The 21136-nt window shown below is 69.1% G+C and carries 21 protein-coding genes; 5 read left to right on the plus strand and 16 right to left on the minus strand.

What is annotated here, in order from left to right; genetic code table 11:
• Positions 1–18: 18 nt before the first annotated feature.
• The gene (locus HPO96_RS07440) at positions 19–1029 is read left to right on the plus strand and encodes a glycoside hydrolase family 5 protein (RefSeq protein WP_171672118.1); all 1011 of its coding nucleotides are present in this window, start codon (positions 19–21) and stop codon (positions 1027–1029) included.
• A gap of 122 nt (positions 1030–1151) precedes the next feature.
• On the opposite strand, the gene HPO96_RS07445 is transcribed toward HPO96_RS07440, so the two are convergent.
• Positions 1152–2009: a helix-turn-helix transcriptional regulator gene (locus HPO96_RS07445; protein ID WP_171672119.1), complete on the minus strand. Its 858-nt coding sequence runs from the start codon at positions 2007–2009 to the stop codon at positions 1152–1154.
• A 101-nt stretch (positions 2010–2110) separates the two neighbouring features.
• On the opposite strand from HPO96_RS07445, the gene HPO96_RS07450 reads away from it, so the two are divergent.
• Complete coding sequence (locus tag HPO96_RS07450) at positions 2111–3541, plus strand: MFS transporter (RefSeq protein WP_171672121.1); 1431 nt, start codon at positions 2111–2113, stop codon at positions 3539–3541.
• Between the two features lie 163 nt (positions 3542–3704).
• On the opposite strand, the gene HPO96_RS07455 is transcribed toward HPO96_RS07450, so the two are convergent.
• The 3 genes from HPO96_RS07455 to HPO96_RS07465 are packed head-to-tail and all read right to left on the minus strand — an operon-like array spanning position 3705 to position 6243.
• Positions 3705–4502, minus strand: coding sequence for a pentapeptide repeat-containing protein (locus HPO96_RS07455; RefSeq protein WP_171672122.1), 798 nt, complete (start codon positions 4500–4502; stop codon positions 3705–3707).
• Positions 4486–5607: a peptide chain release factor 2 gene (gene prfB / locus HPO96_RS07460; protein ID WP_171672124.1), complete on the minus strand. Its 1122-nt coding sequence runs from the start codon at positions 5605–5607 to the stop codon at positions 4486–4488. Before prfB ends, HPO96_RS07455 begins: the two co-directional genes overlap by 17 nt.
• Before the next feature lie 18 nt (positions 5608–5625).
• Complete coding sequence (locus HPO96_RS07465) at positions 5626–6243, minus strand: TetR/AcrR family transcriptional regulator (protein WP_171672125.1); 618 nt, start codon at positions 6241–6243, stop codon at positions 5626–5628.
• Positions 6244–6313: 70 nt separating this feature from the next.
• On the opposite strand from HPO96_RS07465, the gene HPO96_RS07470 reads away from it, so the two are divergent.
• A complete protein-coding gene (locus HPO96_RS07470) occupies positions 6314–7102 on the plus strand; it encodes an SDR family oxidoreductase (RefSeq protein WP_171672127.1) in 789 nt (262 codons plus the stop codon).
• On the opposite strand, the gene HPO96_RS07475 is transcribed toward HPO96_RS07470, so the two are convergent.
• Positions 7099–8379: a carbohydrate-binding protein gene (locus HPO96_RS07475; RefSeq protein WP_171672129.1), complete on the minus strand. Its 1281-nt coding sequence runs from the start codon at positions 8377–8379 to the stop codon at positions 7099–7101. The two genes, HPO96_RS07470 and HPO96_RS07475, sit on opposite strands and share 4 nt — an antisense overlap.
• Positions 8380–8476: 97 nt before the next feature.
• On the minus strand, positions 8477–9271 hold the full coding sequence (locus HPO96_RS07480) for an SDR family NAD(P)-dependent oxidoreductase (protein WP_171672130.1): 795 nt from the start codon (positions 9269–9271) through the stop codon (positions 8477–8479).
• A gap of 80 nt (positions 9272–9351) precedes the next feature.
• Between HPO96_RS07480 and HPO96_RS07485 the strand changes: the two genes are divergently transcribed.
• The gene (locus HPO96_RS07485; protein WP_171672132.1) at positions 9352–10785 is read left to right on the plus strand and encodes an MFS transporter; all 1434 of its coding nucleotides are present in this window, start codon (positions 9352–9354) and stop codon (positions 10783–10785) included.
• On the opposite strand, the gene HPO96_RS07490 is transcribed toward HPO96_RS07485, so the two are convergent.
• From HPO96_RS07490 to HPO96_RS07525, 8 genes are all read right to left on the minus strand, one after another.
• On the minus strand, positions 10782–11213 hold the full coding sequence (locus HPO96_RS07490) for a Tad domain-containing protein (protein ID WP_337796539.1): 432 nt from the start codon (positions 11211–11213) through the stop codon (positions 10782–10784). The genes HPO96_RS07485 and HPO96_RS07490 overlap by 4 nt on opposite strands.
• Complete coding sequence (locus HPO96_RS07495; protein WP_337796540.1) at positions 11210–11623, minus strand: hypothetical protein; 414 nt, start codon at positions 11621–11623, stop codon at positions 11210–11212. The genes HPO96_RS07490 and HPO96_RS07495 overlap by 4 nt, the downstream gene beginning before the upstream one ends.
• Before the next feature lie 32 nt (positions 11624–11655).
• Complete coding sequence (locus HPO96_RS07500; RefSeq protein WP_337796541.1) at positions 11656–12006, minus strand: TadE family protein; 351 nt, start codon at positions 12004–12006, stop codon at positions 11656–11658.
• A 49-nt stretch (positions 12007–12055) separates the two neighbouring features.
• Positions 12056–12250, minus strand: coding sequence for a hypothetical protein (locus HPO96_RS07505; RefSeq protein WP_171672136.1), 195 nt, complete (start codon positions 12248–12250; stop codon positions 12056–12058).
• Positions 12251–12264: 14 nt separating this feature from the next.
• A complete protein-coding gene (locus HPO96_RS07510) occupies positions 12265–13203 on the minus strand; it encodes a type II secretion system F family protein (RefSeq protein WP_171672138.1) in 939 nt (312 codons plus the stop codon).
• Positions 13200–14060: a type II secretion system F family protein gene (locus HPO96_RS07515; protein WP_171672144.1), complete on the minus strand. Its 861-nt coding sequence runs from the start codon at positions 14058–14060 to the stop codon at positions 13200–13202. The genes HPO96_RS07510 and HPO96_RS07515 overlap by 4 nt, the downstream gene beginning before the upstream one ends.
• On the minus strand, positions 14060–15337 hold the full coding sequence (locus HPO96_RS07520) for a TadA family conjugal transfer-associated ATPase (protein ID WP_171672146.1): 1278 nt from the start codon (positions 15335–15337) through the stop codon (positions 14060–14062). Before HPO96_RS07520 ends, HPO96_RS07515 begins: the two co-directional genes overlap by 1 nt.
• A gap of 200 nt (positions 15338–15537) precedes the next feature.
• Positions 15538–16281 carry a GntR family transcriptional regulator gene (locus tag HPO96_RS07525; RefSeq protein WP_171672147.1) on the minus strand — a complete coding sequence of 248 codons (744 nt, stop codon included), beginning with the start codon at positions 16279–16281 and terminating at the stop codon, positions 15538–15540.
• 201 nt (positions 16282–16482) lie between these two features.
• On the opposite strand from HPO96_RS07525, the gene HPO96_RS07530 reads away from it, so the two are divergent.
• Positions 16483–17478, plus strand: coding sequence for a Gfo/Idh/MocA family protein (locus HPO96_RS07530; protein ID WP_171672149.1), 996 nt, complete (start codon positions 16483–16485; stop codon positions 17476–17478).
• Here HPO96_RS07530 and HPO96_RS37555 read toward each other — a convergent pair.
• The gene (locus HPO96_RS37555) at positions 17475–19538 is read right to left on the minus strand and encodes a family 43 glycosylhydrolase (RefSeq protein ID WP_184999612.1); all 2064 of its coding nucleotides are present in this window, start codon (positions 19536–19538) and stop codon (positions 17475–17477) included. The genes HPO96_RS07530 and HPO96_RS37555 overlap by 4 nt on opposite strands.
• Before the next feature lie 82 nt (positions 19539–19620).
• Positions 19621–21123 carry a CoA-acylating methylmalonate-semialdehyde dehydrogenase gene (locus tag HPO96_RS07540; RefSeq protein WP_171672151.1) on the minus strand — a complete coding sequence of 501 codons (1503 nt, stop codon included), beginning with the start codon at positions 21121–21123 and terminating at the stop codon, positions 19621–19623.
• Between the last annotated feature and the right edge of the window lie 13 nt (positions 21124–21136).

The following is a 21136-nucleotide window of genomic DNA, read 5'->3' on the forward strand; positions in this document are numbered from 1 at the left end:
TCGTAGAGGACTCCTGACATGATTCGTTCCCTGATGGCCGGCGCTCTGCTGGCCGCCGCACTGGTAGTTCCTTCGACCCCCGCCACGGCAGCTCCGGCCGCGGACACCCCGGTGTCGCGCAACGGGCAGCTGCGGGTGTGCGGCTTGAAGCTGTGCAACAAGAACAACCAGCCCGTGCAGCTGCGCGGGATGAGCACGCACGGCATCAACTGGTTCGCCAACTGCATCAAGAAGTCGTCGCTGGACGCGCTGGCCTACGACTGGAAGGCCGACATCATCCGGATCTCGATGTACGTCGCCGGCGAGGACGGCGGGTACGAGAGCGACCCGCGCAAGTTCACCGACATGGTGCACGGCTACATCGAAGAGGCGACCAAACGCGGCATGTACGCGCTGGTCGACTGGCACCAGCTGACCCCGGGCGACCCGAACATCTACACCGAGCAGGCCAAGACGTTCTTCGCCGAGATCGCCGCCCGGCACAAGAACAAGCCCAACATCATCTACGACATCGCCAACGAGCCGAACGGCGTCGAGTGGTCGGAGGTCAAGTCGTACGCCGAGCAGGTCATCCCGACCATCCGCGCCAACGACCCCGACAGCGTCGTCTTCATCGGGACGCACGCCTGGTCGTCGCTCGGCATCTCGATGCAGCGCACCGAGGCCGACGTGATCAACAACCAGATCAACGCGACGAACATCATGTACACCTTCCACTTCTACGCCGCCTCGCACCACCAGGAGTACTTCGACGCCCTGTCCCGCGCATCGTCGAAGATCCCGCTCTTCGTGACCGAGTTCGGCACCCAGAACTTCCTCGGCGAAGGCGCGAACGACTTCACCTGGACGAAGAAGTACCTGGACTTCCTGGCCAGTAAGAAGATCGGCTGGACCAACTGGAACTTCTCCGACGACTGGCGCAGCGGCGCCGTCTTCAAGGAAGGCACCTGCGCCGGCAACTCCTTCACCGGCACCGCCAACCTCAAAGAAGCCGGCATCTGGATCCGCAACCAGATCCGCAACCGCTAGAAACCTCGTGTGGGCCCTGTCCCGGGCCCACACGGAGCCGGCCGCCCCGCCCCGCGGCCGTCCCGGCCTCGCTCAGGCGGACTCGCCCCAGTCCCCCCTGCGCGAGGCCGGACCCTTTCCGCTCAGGTTGTTTGCAGGGCAGGGGTATTGAGGAGCTGGTGGAGTTTGGATTCGGTGGTGGCGTCGGTGGGGGTGTAGACGGTGAGGCGGAGTTGGGTGGATTGGGTGAGGTAGAGGACGGCCGGGTCTACTGTGAGGAGGCCTGCGGTGGGGTGGTCGAGGAACTTGATGCGAGTGCTGGGGGCGGCGACGTCGTAGCGTTCCCACAGGGTGGCGAATTCGGGGGAACGGGCGAGGAGGCTCTGGGTGAGCTCTTGCCAGGAGGGCTCAGTGAGGTGGTTGGCGAGCGCAGCGCGATAGGCGGCGACCATGTGGTGGCGGGTGCTCTCGGTGTCGGTGAAGTAGCAGTGCCAGCGGTCGGAGACGAACATCAGCCAGAGCATGTTGCGCTCCTGCAGCTCGATCTGACGCAGGTCGATCACGACGCGGCAGTAGGCCTCGTTGAACGCGAGGATGTCGTAGCGCTCGTTCACCACGATCGCGGGGTAGGGCAGGACGGCGTCCAGCGTCTTCTGGATGGACGGCGGCAGCAGCGTGCACTCGGCGGACGCCGGGCCGACGCGCAGCCCGGACAGCGTGAAGAGGTGGTTGGTCTCCTGGCGGTCGAGCCGTAGCGTCCCGGCGATCGCCTCCAGCACCTGCGCGGACACGTTGATGTCGCGCCCCTGCTCCAGCCAGGTGTACCAGGTGACGCCGACGCCGGCGAGCAGTGCGACCTCCTCGCGCCGGAGCCCCGGCGTCCGCCGGCGCTGCCCCGGCGCGAACCCGACCTCCTCCGGCTGGATCCGCTCCCGCCGGCTGCGCAGGAAGACGCCGAGCTCCCGCCGGCGCTCGTCGCCGGCCGCTGACACAGTGGACATATCCTCATCGTGCCCGAGCATTCAACCTGGTGCCAGGTGCTGTGAGTACTAGGATAATCAGGCTCTCACCACCAGGATCAGCTCGGCCGCAGCCTGGTTCCATGACTGACCAGCTTCAGGCCACCGCCACCCCGGCCGCGGCGCCACCGGCCGCGCCGTCCGGGTTGCCGACGGTCGCCCTGACCTCGCTCCTGTTCGGCTCACTGCTGCCGATGCTCTCGTTCTTCATGATCAACGTCTCGCTCCCCGCGATCGGCGCCGACCTGCGCGCGGACGCCGGCGAACTCCAGCTCGTCGTCGGCGCGTACGGGATCGCGGTCGCGACCCTGCTCGTCGTCGGCGGCCGCCTCGGCGACGCTTTCGGCCGCCGCCGGCTGCTCCTGCTCGGCCTCGCCGGGTTCACCGTCGCCTCGGTCGTCTGTGCGATCGCGCCGTCCGTCCCGGTGCTGCTCCTCGCGCGCGTCGCCCAGGGCGCGGCGGCGGCAGCCGTCACCCCGCAGGTTCTCGCGTCGATCACCAGCCTGATGACCGGCGAACACCGCGCCCGCGGGATGGCGATGTTCGGCGTCGCCAACGGCATCTCGGCCGCGCTCGGCCAGATTCTCGGCGGCGTCCTGGTGGATGCGAACCCGTTCGGTCTCGGCTGGCGCTCGATCTTCGTCGTCCTCGCGCTCGGCAGCCTGCTCGCGCTGGTCGCGGTCGCGTTCTCCGTCCCCGACAGCAAGGCCGTCCAAGCGCACCGTGTCGACTTCGTCGGCGCCGCGCTTCTCGCCGCGACGCTCGTCCTGCTACTACTCCCGCTGACCGAGGGCCGCGCCCTCGGCTGGCCGCTCTGGACCTGGATCAGCCTCGCCGCCGTCGTCCCGGCGATCGGCCTGCTCGCCGTCCATCAGCGCCGGGCGGAACGGTCCGGGCATGCACCGTTGATCCCGCCGAGTGTGCTCCAGCACCGGGCGATGCGAATCGGGCTGCTGATGGCAGTCGGCTTCTTCACCAGCTTCGGCGGCTTCATGTTCACCTTCGCCCTCGCCACCCAAGCCGGCGCCCAGATGACTGCTTTCGAAGGCGGCCTCAGCCTCCTTCCGCTCGCCATCGGCTTCCTGATCACCTGCATCTGGGGTCCGGCCCTCCAACGCCGGTACGGCGTCGCCATGGTCGTCTGGGGCTGGATCATCGAAGCGGCCGGCTTCGTCCTGCTCGCCGTCGCCGCACTCGCACTCTGGCCCGACGTGACCATCCTCCGCCTGGCCGCCCCGATGCTGGTGATCGGATTCGGCGGCGGCCTCGTCATGGTCCCCCTGATCGGCCTCGTCATCAGCCAGGTCCCACCCGCCCAGGCCGGCCTCGGCAGCGGCATCCTCCTCACCAGCCAGCAAACCTGCCTCGCCTTCGGCGCCGCCACCGTCGGCACCGTCTTCCTCGCCCTGGCCGGCACCACCTGGAACTTCGGCGGCGCCCTCGCCGCCACCACCCTCGCCCTAGCCGCCATCGCCCTGGCCATGGCCCCCCTCACCAACCAACTCCGCCACTGACCCCGTTCCCTTGAACTCCCCGGAGAAGGGCGGGGCTCGACGGACCCCGGAGTCGTCTACCCACCGGGATCGGACGACTGGATCCTCATCCTGCTGATGGGGCTCGCGGCAGCCGGCTACCTGGGTTACTGCGGCTGGAAGATCGTGAGCTGGCGGCGCAGGACTACCAGTGCGAGGGGCGGGTAAGCGCGGCGGGGAGTTTGGTGGTGTGGTTGCCGTGGGCGGCGTTCACCTGGGATTGGGTGAGGAAGAGGGCGCCGGTGAGGTCGGCGTTGGTGAGGTCGGCGTCGCGGAGATCGGCGCCGATGAGGTCGGCCTGGCAGAGGTTGGCGTTGGTGAGGTCGGCGGCGATCAGATAGGCGCCGCGGAGGTTGGCGTTGGCGAGGTCGGCGCCGCGGAGGCGCTTGCCGATCAGGTCGGCGCCGCGACGATCCTTCTTCTTGGGCTGGTTGCCGCGAACAAGGGAAGAGGTTGCCAGCAGCAACTCGTTGACGGCGGCTCGTTCGGCGGGGACGTCGACGGTCGCGAGATCCGGCGTCCGGGCAGCGGTTTCGACGCGGTCGGCGGCGGCGCGGAGGTCGGCGTGGATGCTCCGGGTCGCCTTGTGTTCAAGGGCTTCGGCCAGGTACCAGAGCAGTTCGTGCAACTGGCGCAGTACGGGGAGCGCGGCGAACATCTGCTGCCCGGATTGCTCGCGCCAGCTCGCACCCGCGCGGCGGGTGATCTCCTGCCCGGCACCGAAACAGTCGTAGACCGTGCAGCCTTGGAAGCCCTTGGGCCGCAGGTCGCGATGGATCGAGCAGCGGAAGCCGTCGTCCAGGTTCGGGCAGGGCGAGCCGGCCGGTTTGTCGATCGCGAAATCGGCCGACCGGCTGAAGGTCAGCGCGACGCAGCAGAGGCCGTAGCAACTACTGCAGTCGGCACGGAGCTCAGTTCTGGCCGTGCTAATTCTGGTCGGCAACCGTCTGGCCGGTCCGGCGCCAGCGGATACCGGCCTCGACGAACTCGTCGATCTCGCCGTCGAAGACGCTGGAGGTGTTACCGGACTCGTACTGCGTCCGCAGGTCCTTCACCATCTGGTACGGGTGCAGGACGTACGAGCGCATCTGGTCGCCCCACGAGCCGGCGACGTCACCGCGCAGCGCGTCGATCTGGGCCCGCTCCTCGGCCTTCTTCAGCGCGAGCAGCTTGGCCTTCAGGATGACCATCGCGGAAGCCTTGTTCTGCAGCTGGGACTTCTCGTTCTGGCAGGAGACCACGGTGCCGGTCGGGATGTGCGTGAGCCGGACCGCGGAGTCCGTCGTGTTGACGCTCTGACCGCCCGGGCCGGACGACCGGTACACGTCGACCCGGATCTCTTCGTCCGGGACGTCGATCTCGTCGGTCTGCTCCAGCACCGGCACCACCTCGACCGCCGCGAACGACGTCTGCCGGCGGCCCTGGTTGTCGAACGGGGAGATCCGGACCAGCCGGTGCGTCCCCGACTCGACGCTCAGCGTGCCGTATGCGTACGGCGCCTTGACCGCGAACGTGGTCGACTTGAGCCCGGCCTCTTCGGCGTACGACGTGTCGTAGACCTCGGTCGGGTAGCCGTGCCGCTCGGCCCAGCGCAGGTACATCCGCTGCAGCATCTCGGCGAAGTCCGCCGCGTCGACGCCGCCGGCGCCGGAGCGGATCGTCACCAGCGCCTCGCGCTCGTCGTACTCACCGGACAACAGCGTGCGGACCTCGAGGGACTGGATCGCCTTGGCCAGCGACCCGATCTCCTTCTCCGCCTCGGCCATGCTGTCGGCGTCGTTCTCCTCGCGCCCGAGCTCGACCAGGACGCCGAGGTCCTCGAGCCGGCCGCGCAGACCGGTCACCCGCTCCAGGTCGGCCTGCAGGCTGGACAGCCGTGACGTCACCTTCTGCGCGTTCGCCTGGTCGTCCCACAGGTCGGGCGCGGCGACCTCCTCACCGAGTTTCGCGATCTCCGCCCGCAGGGCAGGCAGATCCATCACCTTCTCGATCGAGGTCAGCGTTGCGTCGAGCTGCTTCTGCTCAGCGTCGAAATCCAGTCCAGCCACAACCATGCAGCGTACCCGCTAGCTGGTCGTAGCCGTTAAACCATTGCGGAGGATCGCGAAGACCTTGGTCACAGCCTCCTCCAGCTGCTGTTGCGCGGTGGCCAGCTGCGCGGGGGTCGCATCCTCCGGGAGGAGGTGCAGCAGCTCGTCTTCGAGCACGTTCTGGGCGGCGGCGTACTGGGCGGCGAGCAGGCGGTTGCGCAGCCGATCCGGCGCGCGCTCGTCGAGGGCCGCGGCCAGGTCGACGACCAGCTGGTCGGCCTGCAGCCGACGCCGCGCCGACAGCGCGGGGCTGCCGTCGATCGTCCGGACGAACTGCCGCCAGGTCGCCAAGTGCCCGATCGCCAGCCGCTCCCGGATCGACGCCAGGTAGTGCGCCTCCAGCGCATCCAGCGGATGGCCGGCCGCCGCCCGCACCGCGCGGGCCGGGCCGACCCACCAGCCGTCCTCGTCGAAGAACAGATCTTCCTTGGCCGGAAAGTGATTGAAGACGGTCTGGACGGCGACATCCGCCGCACGGGCCACCTCGGCCACCGTCACCGCATCGAACCCACGCTCCAGGAACAGCCCGGTCGCGACGTCCGAGATGGCCTGCCGCGTCTGCTGCTTCTTCCGCTCCCGCCGCCCGATCTCCATTGCCAGCACCCTAGCGGATCTGTTTTACTGAACCCAATCTTAGAGTGACTACAAGTTTGGAGCTCATACAATGACGATTCTCGTCACCGGCGGTCGCGGCGCGATCGCCCGCGCCGTCAGCACCGGCCTGACCGACGCGGGCCACGACGTCCGCATCGCCTCCCGCGAACCCGCCGACGTCCCCGGCGCAGTCGCCTACGACCCGGCCGATCCCGGCCCTGCGCTCGAAGGCGTCAGCCAGGTGTTCCTGTACGCCGACCGCTCAGCACCGGGCGCGTTTGTCGCGGCAGCCGAGGCCGCGGGGGTGAAGCAGGTCGTTCTGCTCTCGTCGCTGTCCGCTCTCGACGGACCGGACGATCCGCATGCGAAAGCCGAGCGTGCGGTCGGTGCGGGCTCGTACGCGACCACCTACCTGCAGCCGGGCGCTTTCATGAGCAATGCGCGGTTCTGGGCCTACCAGGTTCGTGCGACCGGCCAGATCCGGCTGCCGTACCTGGAGGCGGAGGAGGCGCCGGTCCACGAGCTGGACATCGCGGACGCCGCCGTCCGGGTGCTGCTCGACGGACCGGGTAACGGGCACGACGGCCGCGGCTACCCGCTGACTGGACCGGAGTCCATGACCCGGCGGGAGCAGATCGCGCGAATCGGCGTACCGATCGAGGCTGTCGATCTGACCGCCGAACAAGCGCGGGAAGAGATGGGTATCCGGGACGTGGGCCAGCGCGAGACCCTGTTGGCGTACTGGGCCTCGCGCGTCGGCTCACCGCATCCGATCGAGCCCGGTGTCGAACTGCTCACCGGTCACACCGCTCGGAGCTGGCAGACCTGGCTGGCGGACCACCCAGGTCTGTTCGGCTAGCGACCCTGGAGTGCCTTGACGTTGTCGCCGAAGGTCCAGTTCTTCGAGCCGTCCCAGTTGATCGACCAGGTCATCAGCCCCTTGAGCTGGCCGTTGAAACTGTTCCAGGACTGCGAAACGAGTGACGGCGACATGTAGCCACCGCCGGCGCCGTTCTGGGCAGGCAGCCCGGGGACCTGCTTGTCGTACGGGACGCGGATCGTGACGCCCTGAATGACCAGACCGTTGTTCAGACAGGTCGTCTGCGCCACGAAGCCCTGGACCGTGCCGGCGTTGTACGAGTCACCGGAACAGCCGTACATGCTGCCGTTGTAGTACTGCATGTTCAGCCACCAGAGGCGCCCGTTGTCGGCGTACTTCTTGATGATCGGCAGGTACGAGCCCCAGATCGAGCCGTAGGTGACGCTGCCACCGGTCACGTAGGCCGTCTCGGGCGCCATCGTCAGACCGAAGTTCGACGGCATCTGAGCCAGGACGCCGTCGATGATCCGGATCAGGTTGGCCTGCGAGGTCGACAGCTGGTTGATGTTGCCGCTGCCGGTCAGGCCGGTCTCGATGTCGATGTCGATCCCGTCGAAGTTGTACCGCTTCAGGATCGGTACGACGGTCGCAACGAACCGGTCTGCGACCGCCGACGAGCTGAGGTCGATCCCGGCGGTGGCGCCGCCGATCGAGAGCAGGATGGTCTGCCCGGCCGCCTTCGCCTGGCACATCTCCGCGGGAGTCGCGACCTTCACGGTCGAGTCCATCCCGTCCTCCCACTTGACCGTGCCGTCGGACAGGATCACCGGGAAGGCCGCGTTGATCACGTTGTAGCCGTGCTGCCCGATCCGCGCGTCGGTGATCGGCGTCCAGCCGAACGGCGGGTGGACGCCGTTCGAGGCGCCGTCCCAGTTCTCCCAGTAGCCGTGCAGCACCTTGCCGGCCGGGCGCGACTTCACCGCACAGGTGACGTCGTTCGGCGGGTTCGTCGGCGGCGTGGTCGGCGGGGTGTTGTCACAGGCGCCCAGGTCTTGCCAGAGCGTCGGCGTCGAGGCGGGAGTCCAGCCGGCGCCCGGGTGCGCCGTGTGCGCCGACCGCGCCTGGTAGAGCCGCCCTTGATAGGTCACCTGGGCGCCGACCGCATAGGTGTTGCCCTCGGCCCAGGCGGGCGCGGTGCACGCCACCGTGACGGCGGTCCGGCCGCTCGGCCCAGCCTGGGCGACCAGCCCGACCGATCCGAACAGGAGTCCGATCGCGACAGCACCCGCAGCGACCACACCGGCTCGTCGATTCATGGCGACTCCCATCCAATACGCAGTGACCTTTCGTTTCTTCGCCGTAGGGCTGCGGACGGACGGCTGCCACGACATGGCGGAAACCCGCCACTCAGGTTTAAGGCAGGATGGAATCGACGTAGCCGCCGTCGACGCGGAGGGCGCCGCCGGTGGTGGCCGAGGCCTGCTCGGAGCTGAGGTAGACAACCAGATTGCCGATCTCGTGCGGCTCGATCAGGCGCTCGATCAGCGAGTACGGGCGGTGTTCGCGCATGAACTGGCGTTGCGCGGCGTCCCACTCCTGATCGTCGCCGACCAGCTCGTGCACGAAGTCCTCGACGCCGGGCGTGTGGGTCGGGCCGGCGATCACCGAGTTCACCGTGACGCCGGTGCCGGCGGCCGCCTTCGCGTAGCCCCGGGTGACGGCGAGCAGGGCCGTCTTCGTGACGCCGTAGTGAACCATCTCGATCGGCGTCACCACGGCCGAGTCGCTGGCGATGTTCTGCACCCGGCCGAAGCCGCGCTCGATCATCCCGGGCAGGTACATCCGGATCAGCCGGACGGCGGACAGCACGTTCACCTCGAAGTACCGGCGCCACTCGTCGTCGCCGATCTCCAGCACCGGCTTCGCGCCGAAGATGCCGAGGTTGTTGACCAGGATGTCCAGGTCGGGCACCTGCGCGCGCAGCTGGTCGGCCCCTTCGGCCGAGGCGAGATCAGCCGCGACCGCGGTCACCTCGGCGCCCGGTACGGCGTCCCGCACCTGCGCGGCCGCGGATTCGGTCTTGTCGGCCGTCCGCCCGTTCACCACGACCGCCGCCCCGGCCCGGGCCAGTTCGACGGCGATCGCCAGCCCGATGCCTTGACTCGATCCAGAAACCAGCGCCCGTCGTCCGCTCAATTCGATCTTCATACCCAAAGAGTGCCCATCGGGATGTCAAGAACCGGGGATCTCGTCCGACACGTGGGTGACGACCCACTGAGAGGACCCCGATGACCACCACTGTCCGGCAGCGCAACCCGCGGCTCGCACTGGCGCTCCTGGCGCTGCCGTCGCTGCTGATCGCGATCGATATCAGCGTGCTCGGCGTGGCGCTGCCCCGGATGTCCGCCGACCTGCGCCCGTCACCGGCCGAGCTGCTGTGGATGAACGACATCTACGGCTTCATGGTCGGCGGCACGATGATCACGATGGGCGCGGTCGGCGACCGGATCGGCCGGCGCCGCCTGATCGTGCTGTGCGCCGCGGTCTTCGCGCTCGCGTCAGCCGCGGCCGCGTTCGCGACCGAGCCGTGGATGATCATCGCGACGCGCGCGGTGATGGGCCTGGCCGGCGCGGCGATCATGCCGGCCTCGATGGCGCTGATCGCGCAGCTCTTCCCGGACCCGAAACAGCGCGTCTCGGCGATGGGCGCGTACATGACCTGCTTCCTGACCGGGATGGCGCTCGCTCCACTGCTCGGCGGCGTCCTGCTGCAGTACTGGTGGTGGGGGTCGGTGTTCCTGCTCGGCGTACCGGTGATGGTGCTGACCGTGGCGGCCGCGCCACGGCTGCTCCCGGAGTCCGAGCCGCAGCCGGATGCGCACCTCGACCTGCGCAGCGCTGCGCTCTGCCTCACCTCGATCCTGTCGCTGGTCGCCGCACTCAAGTGGGCCGTGAACGGCGCCCCGCTCTGGCAGACGGCCGGCCTGGGTGTGGTCGGGTTCGTGCTCGGAGTGGTGTTCGTCCGGCGGCAGCACACCCTTGAGCACCCGCTGCTCGACCTGTCGCTGCTCCGGCAGCCGGGCGTCAGTCGCGCGCTGTGGGTGTTGTTCCTGACCGCGCTGCTGATGGGCGGTACGTCGATCTTCGCGGGCTTCTACTTGCAGTCCGTCCGCGGATTGTCGCCGTTGACCGCGGCGGTGTGTCTGATTCCGTCGATGCTCGCGATGATCGCCGCCTCGAACCTGGGCCCGTGGCTCGGTCACCGGTATCCGCCGCAACGCGTCGTCCTGGGTGGGCTGGTGGTGATGGCAGCCGGGTTCGTGCCGTTCGCGGTGCTGCCGGTGGGCGGGGCCGGGATCGCGGTGCTGATCGCGGGCGGAGTGCTGACGACGGCCGGGATCGGGGCGGCGTTCCCGTTCCTGATGAACGACATCATCTCGCACGCGCCGCAGGACCGGGCCGGGTCGGCGGCGTCCCTGGCGCAGACGGCCAACGAGATCGGGATCGCAACCGGTCTGGTGATTCTGGGCAGCCTCGCGACTGTCGTGTACCGGGCTCGGCTCTCGGCGACCGGTAGCTGGGTGGACGGTTTCGAGCAGACCGATCCGGCTGTGCTCGGCCAGGTGCGGCGGGCGTTCCTCGACGGGTACCACGCGGTCGGGCTGGTGGGAGTCGCGACGATGCTGCTGGTGCTGGTGCTCTTCCGGGCCCGGCGGGCCTAGCGGATCGGGACGATGGCCGAGGCCTCGGTGGCGATATCCGACGAGCCCGGGAAGCCGGGCGGCTGGAACGGGAGCTCCACGGTCGAGGTGAGCTGCACGGTCACCGTCGTCCCGGTCACGTCGGCAGACCAGTCGAGCCCGTCGAAACGGTTGCTAGCGGCAACTTGATCGAGGTGCTCGGCGGTCAGCCGGCGGGCCTGCTCGGGATCGAGCTCGGCGTTCGCGCCGGCGGCCGGTTGCGCGTAGATCGCGGCCAGCCCGTTGGCCGCGGCGAGGACGGCGCCGTCCGCGGTGGCGTCCAGATCACGGCGGACCAGGAAGACCTTGGAGATATCGGTGACGACGACGATCAGCAACAGGATCACGAACGTGAAGCCGATGATCAGCACCGTCATCTGGCCCCGCTCGTCGCGCCGGGGCCGTCTCACCCGTCCCCCTTGGCTTCGCGATAGTCGCCGTACGGCTCGGTGTGGGCAGAGCTGACCCGGATCGCGGGCGGCTCACCGCCGAGCGCATCAGGAATCAGCGGCAACCGAACACTCGTCTCCAGCGTGACCGTCACCGTCGACCCCGGCTGCAGACACGCCGGGCTGCAACTGATGCTCAGCTGCCCCGGCGACAGCTCCATCCCCTGATCCTTCATTGCCAGTTTCGCCGCCTCGAACGCCCGCCCCCGCGCCTCCTCCTCCGTTGATCCGTCCGGCACGATGACGAACGCCCGCCCCGCCGCCCGAGTCGCCGCCGTCGCGCCGTACGAAGCCCGCTGCACGTCGAAAACCCCCAACAACACATAGATCAGCGGCACCATCAGCAGCAGCGCCAGCCAGGAAAACTCCACCACCGCGCTCCCCCGCTCATCACGCCGCCGTTTCATTCGCCGGTTTCCTTGATGGCGTGGCCGGTGGCGGTGAACTCGACGGCTGGACCCCAGAGGCCAAGGGCGGGCATGTGGGCGCGGACGGTGACCTGGACGCCTGGCTGGCCGTCGATGTCGGTGCTGGCTGCTTCGACGGAGTCGACGAGACGGTCGTTCACGACGCCGCGGATGAGCTCTTGGGTGCGGGCCTGGCCGTCGCCGGGGTCGCGGTTGAGGACAGCGGCGTAGTGGGCGCCTTCCGACGCGGCGGCGGTGATGGTGTTGCGGACGTACAGGTAGAGGCCTACCTGCAGGATGCCGAGGAACAGCGGTACGACGAGCATCGAGACCAGCACGAAGTCCACGACCGCGGAACCACGGTCGTCGCGAACTCGGCGGGTCAGGCGCACCGGACTACTTGTTGCCGACGGAATCCAGCGCTTTACGCAGCATTGCTTCGAGCTGTTCGCCCGCGAGCGTCCAGATGCCGATGACCAGCCCGGCTGTCATCACCGTGATCAGCACCCAGCCGGGTACGTCGCCGCGCTCCTTGTGCGCGGGCCGCGACGTCGTCAGCGCCACGAACATTCTCGTCATCAACAGGGACATGGTTTCTCCTCGATTCATCCGGCGATCAGCCGGATTCCGACAGCGCCCGGGTAGAAGGCGAACGCGATGGTGACCGGTAGCACCAGGAAGATCACCGGGACCATCATGGCGACCTCGCGCCGGGCGCCGGACTCGATCAGCTCGCGCCGACCGGCCTCACGAATATCGCCGGCCTGGGCCCGCAGGACGTCGGCCAGCGGGGTGCCGCGCTCCAGCGCGACCGCCAATCCGTCGGCGAAGCGGGACAGCGCCAGCAGGCCGGTGCGATCGGCGAGCCCGTCGAGCGCACGCACGAGCGTCTCCCCGGCGCGGGTCTCGGCCAGGACCCGTTTCAGCTCGTCGGCCAGCTCGCCCCGGCAGGAGCGAGCCACCCGGTCGAGCGCGGCGGCCGGGCCTTCACCGGCCGCAACCGACAACGCGAGCAATTCGGCCACCGTCGGCAACTCGGCGAGCAACCGGCGCTCGCGATTGCGGACCTGCGTGCTCAGATAGGTGTCCCGGGCAAGCACTCCGAGGACGCCGAGCAGCGCGCAGAAGAACAGCATGCCGACCGGGTTGCCGGCGCCGAGCGAGACGGCGATCAGCGAGACGACCAGGCCGGCGCCGAACAACGCCGTCCCCCACAGCAGCTGCTCGATCCGGAACTCCTCGACCGTGCGCTCCAGACCGGCCCGGGCGAGCCGCCGCCGGATCGACGACGCCCCGCCGAGCAGCCGCTCCAGCCGCCGGGCGCCGGAGCGCAGCGACGGCCCGAACAACCGGACGATCGCGTAGAACGGCGAGCCCGAATCGACGACACCGGCGAACACCTCGGAACCGCCCAGATCGCGCAGGTACGGCGAGATCCGGTCGTCGGCGGTGGGTTTGCGCAGGAACGGCAACCGGCGGACGACGACCAGCAGGCCGAGGCCGAACAACCCACCGAGGACGCCGCCGAGCAGGATCGGGCTCATCGCAACACCCGCTCGGGCTCGGGCAACCGGCCGATCCGCAGCATCAACCGGTACGCGAACACGCAGACGACCGCCCCGGCGCCGATGATGATCGCGCCGACCGGCGAGTTGTAGCGCTCGATGACATCACCCTGGAACGACAACAGGGCCAGCACCAGCCACGGCGCGGCGACCGCGACGCGCGCGCCGTTCACCGACCAGGACTGACGGGACTCCAGCTCAGAACGCGTCCGCGCGTCGTCGCGCAGGAACGTGGACAGCGACCGCAGCAGCCGGCCGAGGTCACCACCGCCGACCTCCCGCGCGATCCGCAGCGCCTCGATCACCCGATCACCGACCGGATCGGCCAGCCGGGCCTTCAACCGATCCAGCGACTCGGCGAAGCGGCCGGTCGAGGCGTAGTCCGCCCCGAAGCGGCGGAAGGGCTCACGCAGTGGCAACGGCCCGCGCTCGCCGACCTGCGCCAGCGCCTCGGACAGCGACAAGCCGGCCCGGACGGCGGACGCGATGTTGTCGACCACATCGGGCCAGAGCTCGCGGAACTCCGCCAGCCGCCGCCGGGCCCGGCTCTTCGCCAGCGCGACCGGCGCGGCCCCGGCCATCAGCCCGAACACGGCGCCGATCGGCAGCGCGCCCGAGACCGCGAACATCAGCGCGAACCCGAGCAGCCCGGTGATCAGGCAGGCGCCGATGAAGGCGCCCGGCGTCACGCCCTCGACCCCCGCGCTCGCGAGCAACTCCCGGCTGCGGCTGATCAGGCGCCCGTCCTGCGGCGGCCGGCTCTCGCCCGGCGCCACGAACGTCGCGATGATCAGCAGCAAACCGATCCCGAAGAACAACCCGAGCAGCAACCCCATCAGCCGACACCTCCGGGCAGCTCGGTCAGCAGACCGGCCAGGTTGTACCCGGCCTGCTGGAACCGCTCGGGATGTGGCAACTGCCCCTCGGCCCGGCGCAACCGGCCGTCGACCGTGCCGAACAGGGTCTCGGTCTCGATCGCCTGCTCCTCGATCCGGCCGCTGACGGCCAGGATCTCGCGCACGCGCCGGCGTCCGTCGGCCGCGACCCCCAGGTGGACGACGAGGTCGACACAGCCGGCCACGGTCGGCAGCACGAAGCGGGAGCCGATGTTCTCGCCGGCGAGCAGCGGCAGCGTGCACATCTTGGTCAGCGCCTCGCGGGCCGAGTTCGCGTGAATCGTGCACATGCCCGGCAAGCCGGAGTTCAGCGCGAGCAGGAGGTCGAGACACTCCTCGCCGCGGACCTCGCCGACGATCACCCGGGACGGCCGCATCCGCAGCGACTCCTTGACCAGATCGCGCAGCCGGACCTCGCCGGTGCCCTCCAGCCCGGCCTGCCGGGTCTGCATGGAGACCCAATCCGGAATCGGGAGCTTGATCTCGAAGACTTCCTCACAGCTGATCACCCGCTCGCTGCCCGGGATCGAGCCGGCCAGCGCGTTCAGCATGGTCGTCTTACCGGCCTGCGTGCCGCCGGAGACCAGGATGTTCAGCCCGACCGCGACGGCGGCGTCCAGGACGGCGGCCGCATGCGGCGTCAGGGAGCCGAGCTGGACCAGGTCGTTCAGTCTGGTGGCGCGAACCGTGAATTTCCGGATGTTGATCGCCGCGTAGCGCTGCGTGATCCCGCCGAGGACGATGTGCACGCGGCTGCCGTCGGGCAACCGGGCGTCGGTGAACGGCTGGGAGACGTCGATCCGGCGGCCGGTGGTCTTCAGCATCCGCTCGACCAGATCGCCGACCTCCTCCTCGGTCAGCACGGTCGTGGTCAGCTCGTGGCGGCCCTCGCGGGCGATGAAGACCCGGCTCGGCTCGTTGATCCAAATCTCCTCGACCTTGGGATCGTCCAGATAACGCTGCAGCGGGCCGAACCCGGCGACCCGGTCGTGCACCTCGCGGCTGACCGCCTCCAGATCGCCGATCGGCGGCACCACGCCGGTCAGGCTGCGCTCGTCGTACTCGCGGACGACGGTCGCGACGATCGCGTTCACCGCCGCCGGGTCGCGGAGCGGGTCGATCCCCTCCCGACGGACGACATCGCGCACCTGGGCGTCGATGAGCTCGACGGCGCCGTCCCAGCCCACCCGGCGCGGGGCAAGTCTGTCGGCTGTCATCGGTCTCCCCGTGTGTGTCCCGTCCGGCGACCACGCGCGGTCACCATGCGCGACCATCCTGTCAACCCCGGGACACCTCGCGCCACCGGCTCACGGCTGCCTGTGGATAACCGTGACATGCCAAAGGCTCACCGAGCGTATCCACGCCGGTACGGCAGGGGCCAGAAAGTTGCAGCTTGTGGCAGGCGGGCGCGGGCGGCTCAGCGGTGGACCAGCGTGTGCTCGAAGGAATACCGGCTGGCACGGTAGAGGTGCGACCCGAACTCGACCGGCTGACCGTGGTCGTCGTACGTGATCCGGGTGGTCGCGAGCAGCGGGTGGCCGGGCTCCTCGGCCAGCAGCCGGGCCTGCTCGGGCGTGGCCGGGGCGGCCGAAATCGTCTGGTGCGCGACCTTGAGCCGGACGCCCTCGGCGCGGAGCAGTTGATAGAGGCCTCGCTCGGCCAGCGTGGCCGGGTCGGTCTCCAGCAGGTCCGGCGGCAGCCAGTTGCGCATCAGCGCCAGGGGCTCGCCGTCCGCCCGGCGCAGCCGCTCCAGGCGCAGTACGCGGTCTCCAACCTCACACTGCAGAGCTGAGGCCACATCTGCGGTGGCTGGGGCGATGCCGAACCGCAGCACCTCGGTCTCCGGTTTGCGGTGCGCAGCGGACAGGTCGTCGTACAGGCTGGTCAGCTCGAGCGAACGGCGTACTTGGCCGGAGCTGCCGACTACCTGGGTACCGACACCGCGCTTGCGGACCAGCAGCCCTTGGTCGACCAGTCTGGCGATCGCCTGCCGCACTGTGGGCCGGCTGAGCCCGTACGCCTCCGCGAGGTCCACCTCATTGCTGAGGCGCGATCCGACCGGTAGCTCGCCGCCCTGGATTGCCGCCTCGAGCTGCTGAGCCAGCTGGACGTGCAACGGCGTACGGCTACTCCGGTCAACCTGGACCTGCACGGTGTTCATGCGGACATCCTGAGGCCTGCACCGGGATCAGTCGACCCACCACGGTGATTTGATCAGATCGTCCCCCGCCTGATCCCGGGGTCCGGATGGCGGTCCGGCCGTATCTGCCGGGGCGCGCGTGCGGGAGGATGACGGCTTCCAATTCATCCGCCGGCCCGCTCGGGGGGCTGTGCTGGCTGTACGGCTGAGATGAGGACACGTATGGAACCGCTGCGGATCGGGATCCTTGGCGCCGCCCGGATCGCGGGGCGCGCGATCGCCGAACCAGCCCGGCTGACCGGGGCCCGCCTGGTCGCCGTCGCCGCTCGCGACCGTGATCGGGCCGCGGCCTTCGCGGCGGAACACGGCGTCGAGCGCGTGCACGCGACGTACGACGACGTGCTCGCCGACCCGGAGGTCGAGGCTGTCTACAACCCGCTGGCCAACGCGCTGCACGGCCCGTGGAACCTGAAGGCGCTTGCCGCGGGCAAGCACGTGCTCACCGAGAAACCGTCGGCCAGTAACGCGACCGAGGCAGCGACGGTGCGCGACGCTGCCGCGGAGCGCGGTCTGGCCGTCATGGAGGGCTTCCACTACCTCTTCCACCCGGTCACCCGGCGGCTGCACGAACTGCTGGCCAAGGGTGAGCTGGGCGAGCTGCAGCATGTCGAGACCACCATGGTGATGCCGCCACCCGCCGACGACGACCCGCGCTGGTCGCTGCCGCTCGCCGGCGGCGCACTGATGGACGTCGGCTGCTACGCCCTGCACGCACAGCGCACAGTCGCGCCCTGGGCCGGTGGTGCGCCACGCCTGGTCAGCGCACGAGCCGGAGAGCGCAAGCGGCTGCCCGGTGTCGACGAGTGGCTGAACGCCGACCTGGAGTTCCCGAACGGCGCCACCGGCGCAGTGCGAACGAGCATGGGCGCGGAATCCCTCGAATTCAGCTGCAAGCTGGTCGGCACCCGCGGCGAGGCATTCGCCCCCAGCTTCGTCCTGCCACACCAAGACGACCGCGTAATCGTCACAACCAAGGAAGACCACTGGGTCGAACACCTCGGCCGCAAATCGTCCTACACCTACCAACTGGAGGCCTTCGCCGCGCACCTACGTGACGGCGCTCCACTGCCGACAGATGCGGACGACGCCGTCGCCACGATGGAGCTGATCGACGCGGCATACGTGGCCGCAGGTCTGTCACCGCGCCCCTCGCTCTAACTGGTACTGATCCGCAAGTCTCTCGACGGCTCCTCGCGCCAGGTGGTGCCGGTGGTGGTGCTGTAGAGGGCTTTGCCGCTGGGTAGCGGGTTGGCGTCGTTGTGGGCGAGGCCGTAGCAGCCGGTGGTTGCGGTGGTTTTGATGACGAGGGCGAACTGCTCGCCGGGGGCGGCTGGGGCGTTGAGTTGGACTGTCTGCTGCTGGGGTGACCAGCTCACCTCAGCAGCAGGCACGGTTCGGGTGCCGACTACGGCACCTGGGGTGCCGTCGGGGTTAAGGCGGGTGACGGTGAGGATGAGCGGGCCGTTGGGGTAGCCGGACTGGAAGGTCGTGTAGGTGACGGACTTCAGGTGGCCGGCGCCTGGGGTGAAGGTTTGGGCGCGGGCGATGGATCGGGTGATGTCGCAGTAGGTGTGGAAACCTTCGTCGCCGGATGAGGTGGTGGGGCGCTTGGCGGCCGTCAGGTCGTAGCGGGTGCCGCATTCGAGGGGCTGAATGGCGCCGTCCGCTGTGAAGCGCAAGGGCTCCCAGTGGTGCTTGGCGAGGGCTTCGTTGGGAGCTGCGTTGTTCCATAGATCGCTCTGGTAGAGGTAGATGCCGCCTGGGAGCTCAGCCACGTCAGCGGGTTGGCCGCCGCAGGAGTTCGTGCTGATCTTCACACCGCGGACGGCGGTCGGCGGCGGGTTCCAGGCTGACAGGTCGCCGCTGAAGTCGTCGGCGAACAGAGCCGCGCCGTCAGCCGCAGTAACACGGACGTCGTCGAACAGCGCGCTCTCACCGTCGTTTCCGCCGCTCTGCCGGAAGCCGGCCTGTCCGGTCGCGTACGCCGAGTCTGTCGTGGTGTCGACCAGGACGTCGTTCACCCAAGTCCGAATCGTCGAACCGGCCACCTGGGTCCGGACGGCGTACGGCTGGCCGCCGACGATCGCCATGGGGGTCTTCACCACCTCCAGCCGCTGCACAGCGCCGCCGCGGTACACGATCTTGGTCAGGTTGCCGCCCTCGGCGCCTGGGTGCGCATAGTTGCCCAGCAGCCATTGGTAGCCGGTCCCGCCGTCAGTTGCGCGGAAAGTCCAGCCTGCCTGGGCGTAGCTGCCACCGCCCGCCGTCTGCAGCGGTGTGGTCTTGAAGCTGAGGTCGTAGTCGGCCCACGTCGCACCGACCTTGGTGAGACCGACGCCGCCGCCGTTCGCATGCAGGGCTTGGTTCTGCAACTGCCAGGCCGCGTCGGCCGTGCTGCCCACCCACGGCCCCAGCGGGCTGTCCGCGCGGAAGTACGACGTACCGGTCGTGCAGTAGCCGCAGTTCGGGTCGGAGAGCGTCAGGTAGTAGCTGCCGTTGCGTTTGAACATTGACGGCGCTTCAGTCGAACGGACGCCGAGCCGGACGTGTTGCCCGGTGCCGGTCCGGTACGACGAGTCCAGCTTCTCGACGATGATGTCGCCGCCGGCTCGCCAGTCCGTGTACGCGAGGTACGCCGTACCGTCGGAATCGCGGAACAGGTCGTGATCGCCGTTGTTCACCCCCGGCGGGATGTCGTTGTTGACGGAGAGCGTCGGCAACGGCTGCTCGGTGAACGGACCGGTCGGGCGGTTCGACGTGAACACGTGATAGCCGACACCGACGTCGTACGAGTTGATCCACAGCACGTACTTGCGAGTGACCTCGTTGTAGAGCACATGCGGGCGGTAGCAGCCGTACGTCGAGCCGTTACAGCGCTGCTGCCACGCGGACGTCGTACCGTCGAACAGGAACCCCTCGTCGACCCAGCTGCGCAGGTCGGTCGAGCTGTAGACCTTGAAGCCGCAGAACGGCGTACCGGCGCGGTTCCACTCGTAGCCACAGCCGTAGCTCGTCCCGTACAGGTAGTACCGCGAGCCGAACCGCCGGATCTCGCCGTCGTGTGCGTCGACGGCGTCACCACCCGGGACGAAGCGCACGGTGGGCCCGGCCGCGTCGCCGTTGATGATCGTGAGGGCGTCGTCAGGCTTGGCGGCGGCCGCGGTGGTCGGCGCCAGCAGGCCGATCAGGGCAACGAGGGCTGCGATTCGTCCGTTCACCTGACCGACGGTGGCGGCCCGGCGTACCAGGGGTCAACGTCCCTGACCGGCATCGGCCAGGGACGTCGCCTGCTCGGGTCGCTCAGTCGTGGGTCGGGAAGCCCAGGTTGATCCCGCCGTGGCTCGGGTCGAGCCAGCGCGAGGTGACGACCTTGGTGCGGGTGAAGAAGTGCACGCCGTCCATCCCGTGCGCGTGGGTGTCGCCGAACAGCGAGTTCTTCCAGCCGCCGAACGAGTAGTACGCCATCGGGACCGGGATCGGGACGTTGATCCCGACCATGCCGACCTCGACCTCGTTCTGGAAGCGGCGGGCCGCGCCGCCGTCGTTGGTGAAGATCGCCGTGCCGTTGCCGTACGGGTTCGAGTTCACCAGGTCGAGCGCCGCGTCGTACGACGGCAGCCGGAGCACCGACAGCACCGGGCCGAAGATCTCGTCGGTGTAGATCGACATCTCCGGAGTCACCTTGTCGAACAGCGTCGGGCCGAGCCAGAAACCGTCCGCGCCGCCGTCGAAGTCGCCGTCGCGCCCGTCGACGACCAGCTCGGCGCCCTCGTCGACACCGGTCGCGACGTACCCGGAGACCTTGTCCCGATGCGCGCCGGTGACCAGCGGGCCCATGTCGCAGGAGCGGGTGCCGTCACCGGTCTTGAGCTTGGCCATCCGCTCGGAGATCTTCGCGATCAGCTCGTCGGCGATCGGCTCGATCGCGACCAGCGCGGAGATCGCCATACAGCGCTCACCCGCGGAGCCGAACCCCGCGTTCACCGCGGCATCCGCGGCCAGGTCGAGATCGGCGTCGGGCAGCACGATCATGTGGTTCTTCGCGCCGCCGAGCGCCTGCACGCGCTTACCGTTCCGGGTGCCGTTCTCGTAGACGTACTTCGCGATCGGCGTCGACCCGACGAACGAGACCGACTTGATGTCGGGGTGCTCGAGCAGCCGGTCGACGGCCTCCTTGTCGCCGTGCACGACGTTCACCACGCCGTCCGGCAGGCCGGCCTCCTTCCACAGCTCGGCCATCGCGTTCGCCGCCGACGGGTCCTTCTCGGACGGCTTGATCACCACGCTGTTCCCGCAGGCGACCGCGATCGGCACGAACCACATCGGCACCATCGCCGGGAAGTTGAACGGCGAGATGACCGCGCTGACGCCGAGCGGCTGCCGGATCGAGTACACGTCGACCTTGGTCGAGACGCCCTCGCTGAAACCGCCCTTGAGCAGATGCGGGATACCGCAGGCGAACTCGATCACCTCGAGACCGCGGGTGACCTCGCCGACCGCGTCGGACAGCACCTTGCCGTGCTCGGCGGTGATCAGCGCCGCGATCTCCTCCTTGCGCTCGTTCACCAGCTGGCGGTAGGCGAACAGCACCTGCGCGCGCTTGGTCAGCGACGTCGCCGCCCAGGTCTTCGAGGCCTCGTGGGCGACCTTCACGACTTCGTCGACGGTGGCCGCGGAGGCCAGGTCGAGCCGGCCGGTGACCGCGCCGGTGGCCGGGTTGTAGACGTCACTCGTGCGCTCGGCGACACCCGCCCACGCGCTGCCGCCGACGAGGTGGGTGATGCGCTTGATCTCAGTACTCACAGGGTTCCCTTTC

The sequence above is a fragment of the Kribbella sandramycini genome (assembly GCF_013131805.1).
GTDB classification, from domain to species: Bacteria; Actinomycetota; Actinomycetes; order Propionibacteriales; family Kribbellaceae; genus Kribbella; species Kribbella sandramycini.

Coding starts and splice junctions, on each gene's coding strand:
- HPO96_RS07440 (WP_171672118.1), top strand. CDS start 19: ATGATTCGTTCCCTGATGGCCGGCGCTCTGCTGGCCGCCGCACTGGTA.
- HPO96_RS07445 (WP_171672119.1), bottom strand. CDS start 2,009: ATGTCCACTGTGTCAGCGGCCGGCGACGAGCGCCGGCGGGAGCTCGGC.
- HPO96_RS07450 (WP_171672121.1), top strand. CDS start 2,111: ATGACTGACCAGCTTCAGGCCACCGCCACCCCGGCCGCGGCGCCACCG.
- HPO96_RS07465 (WP_171672125.1), bottom strand. CDS start 6,243: ATGGAGATCGGGCGGCGGGAGCGGAAGAAGCAGCAGACGCGGCAGGCC.
- HPO96_RS07470 (WP_171672127.1), top strand. CDS start 6,314: ATGACGATTCTCGTCACCGGCGGTCGCGGCGCGATCGCCCGCGCCGTC.
- HPO96_RS07475 (WP_171672129.1), bottom strand. CDS start 8,379: ATGAATCGACGAGCCGGTGTGGTCGCTGCGGGTGCTGTCGCGATCGGA.
- HPO96_RS07480 (WP_171672130.1), bottom strand. CDS start 9,271: ATGAAGATCGAATTGAGCGGACGACGGGCGCTGGTTTCTGGATCGAGT.
- HPO96_RS07485 (WP_171672132.1), top strand. CDS start 9,352: ATGACCACCACTGTCCGGCAGCGCAACCCGCGGCTCGCACTGGCGCTC.
- HPO96_RS07505 (WP_171672136.1), bottom strand. CDS start 12,250: ATGTCCCTGTTGATGACGAGAATGTTCGTGGCGCTGACGACGTCGCGG.
- HPO96_RS07510 (WP_171672138.1), bottom strand. CDS start 13,203: ATGAGCCCGATCCTGCTCGGCGGCGTCCTCGGTGGGTTGTTCGGCCTC.
- HPO96_RS07515 (WP_171672144.1), bottom strand. CDS start 14,060: ATGGGGTTGCTGCTCGGGTTGTTCTTCGGGATCGGTTTGCTGCTGATC.
- HPO96_RS07520 (WP_171672146.1), bottom strand. CDS start 15,337: ATGACAGCCGACAGACTTGCCCCGCGCCGGGTGGGCTGGGACGGCGCC.
- HPO96_RS07525 (WP_171672147.1), bottom strand. CDS start 16,281: ATGAACACCGTGCAGGTCCAGGTTGACCGGAGTAGCCGTACGCCGTTG.
- HPO96_RS07530 (WP_171672149.1), top strand. CDS start 16,483: ATGGAACCGCTGCGGATCGGGATCCTTGGCGCCGCCCGGATCGCGGGG.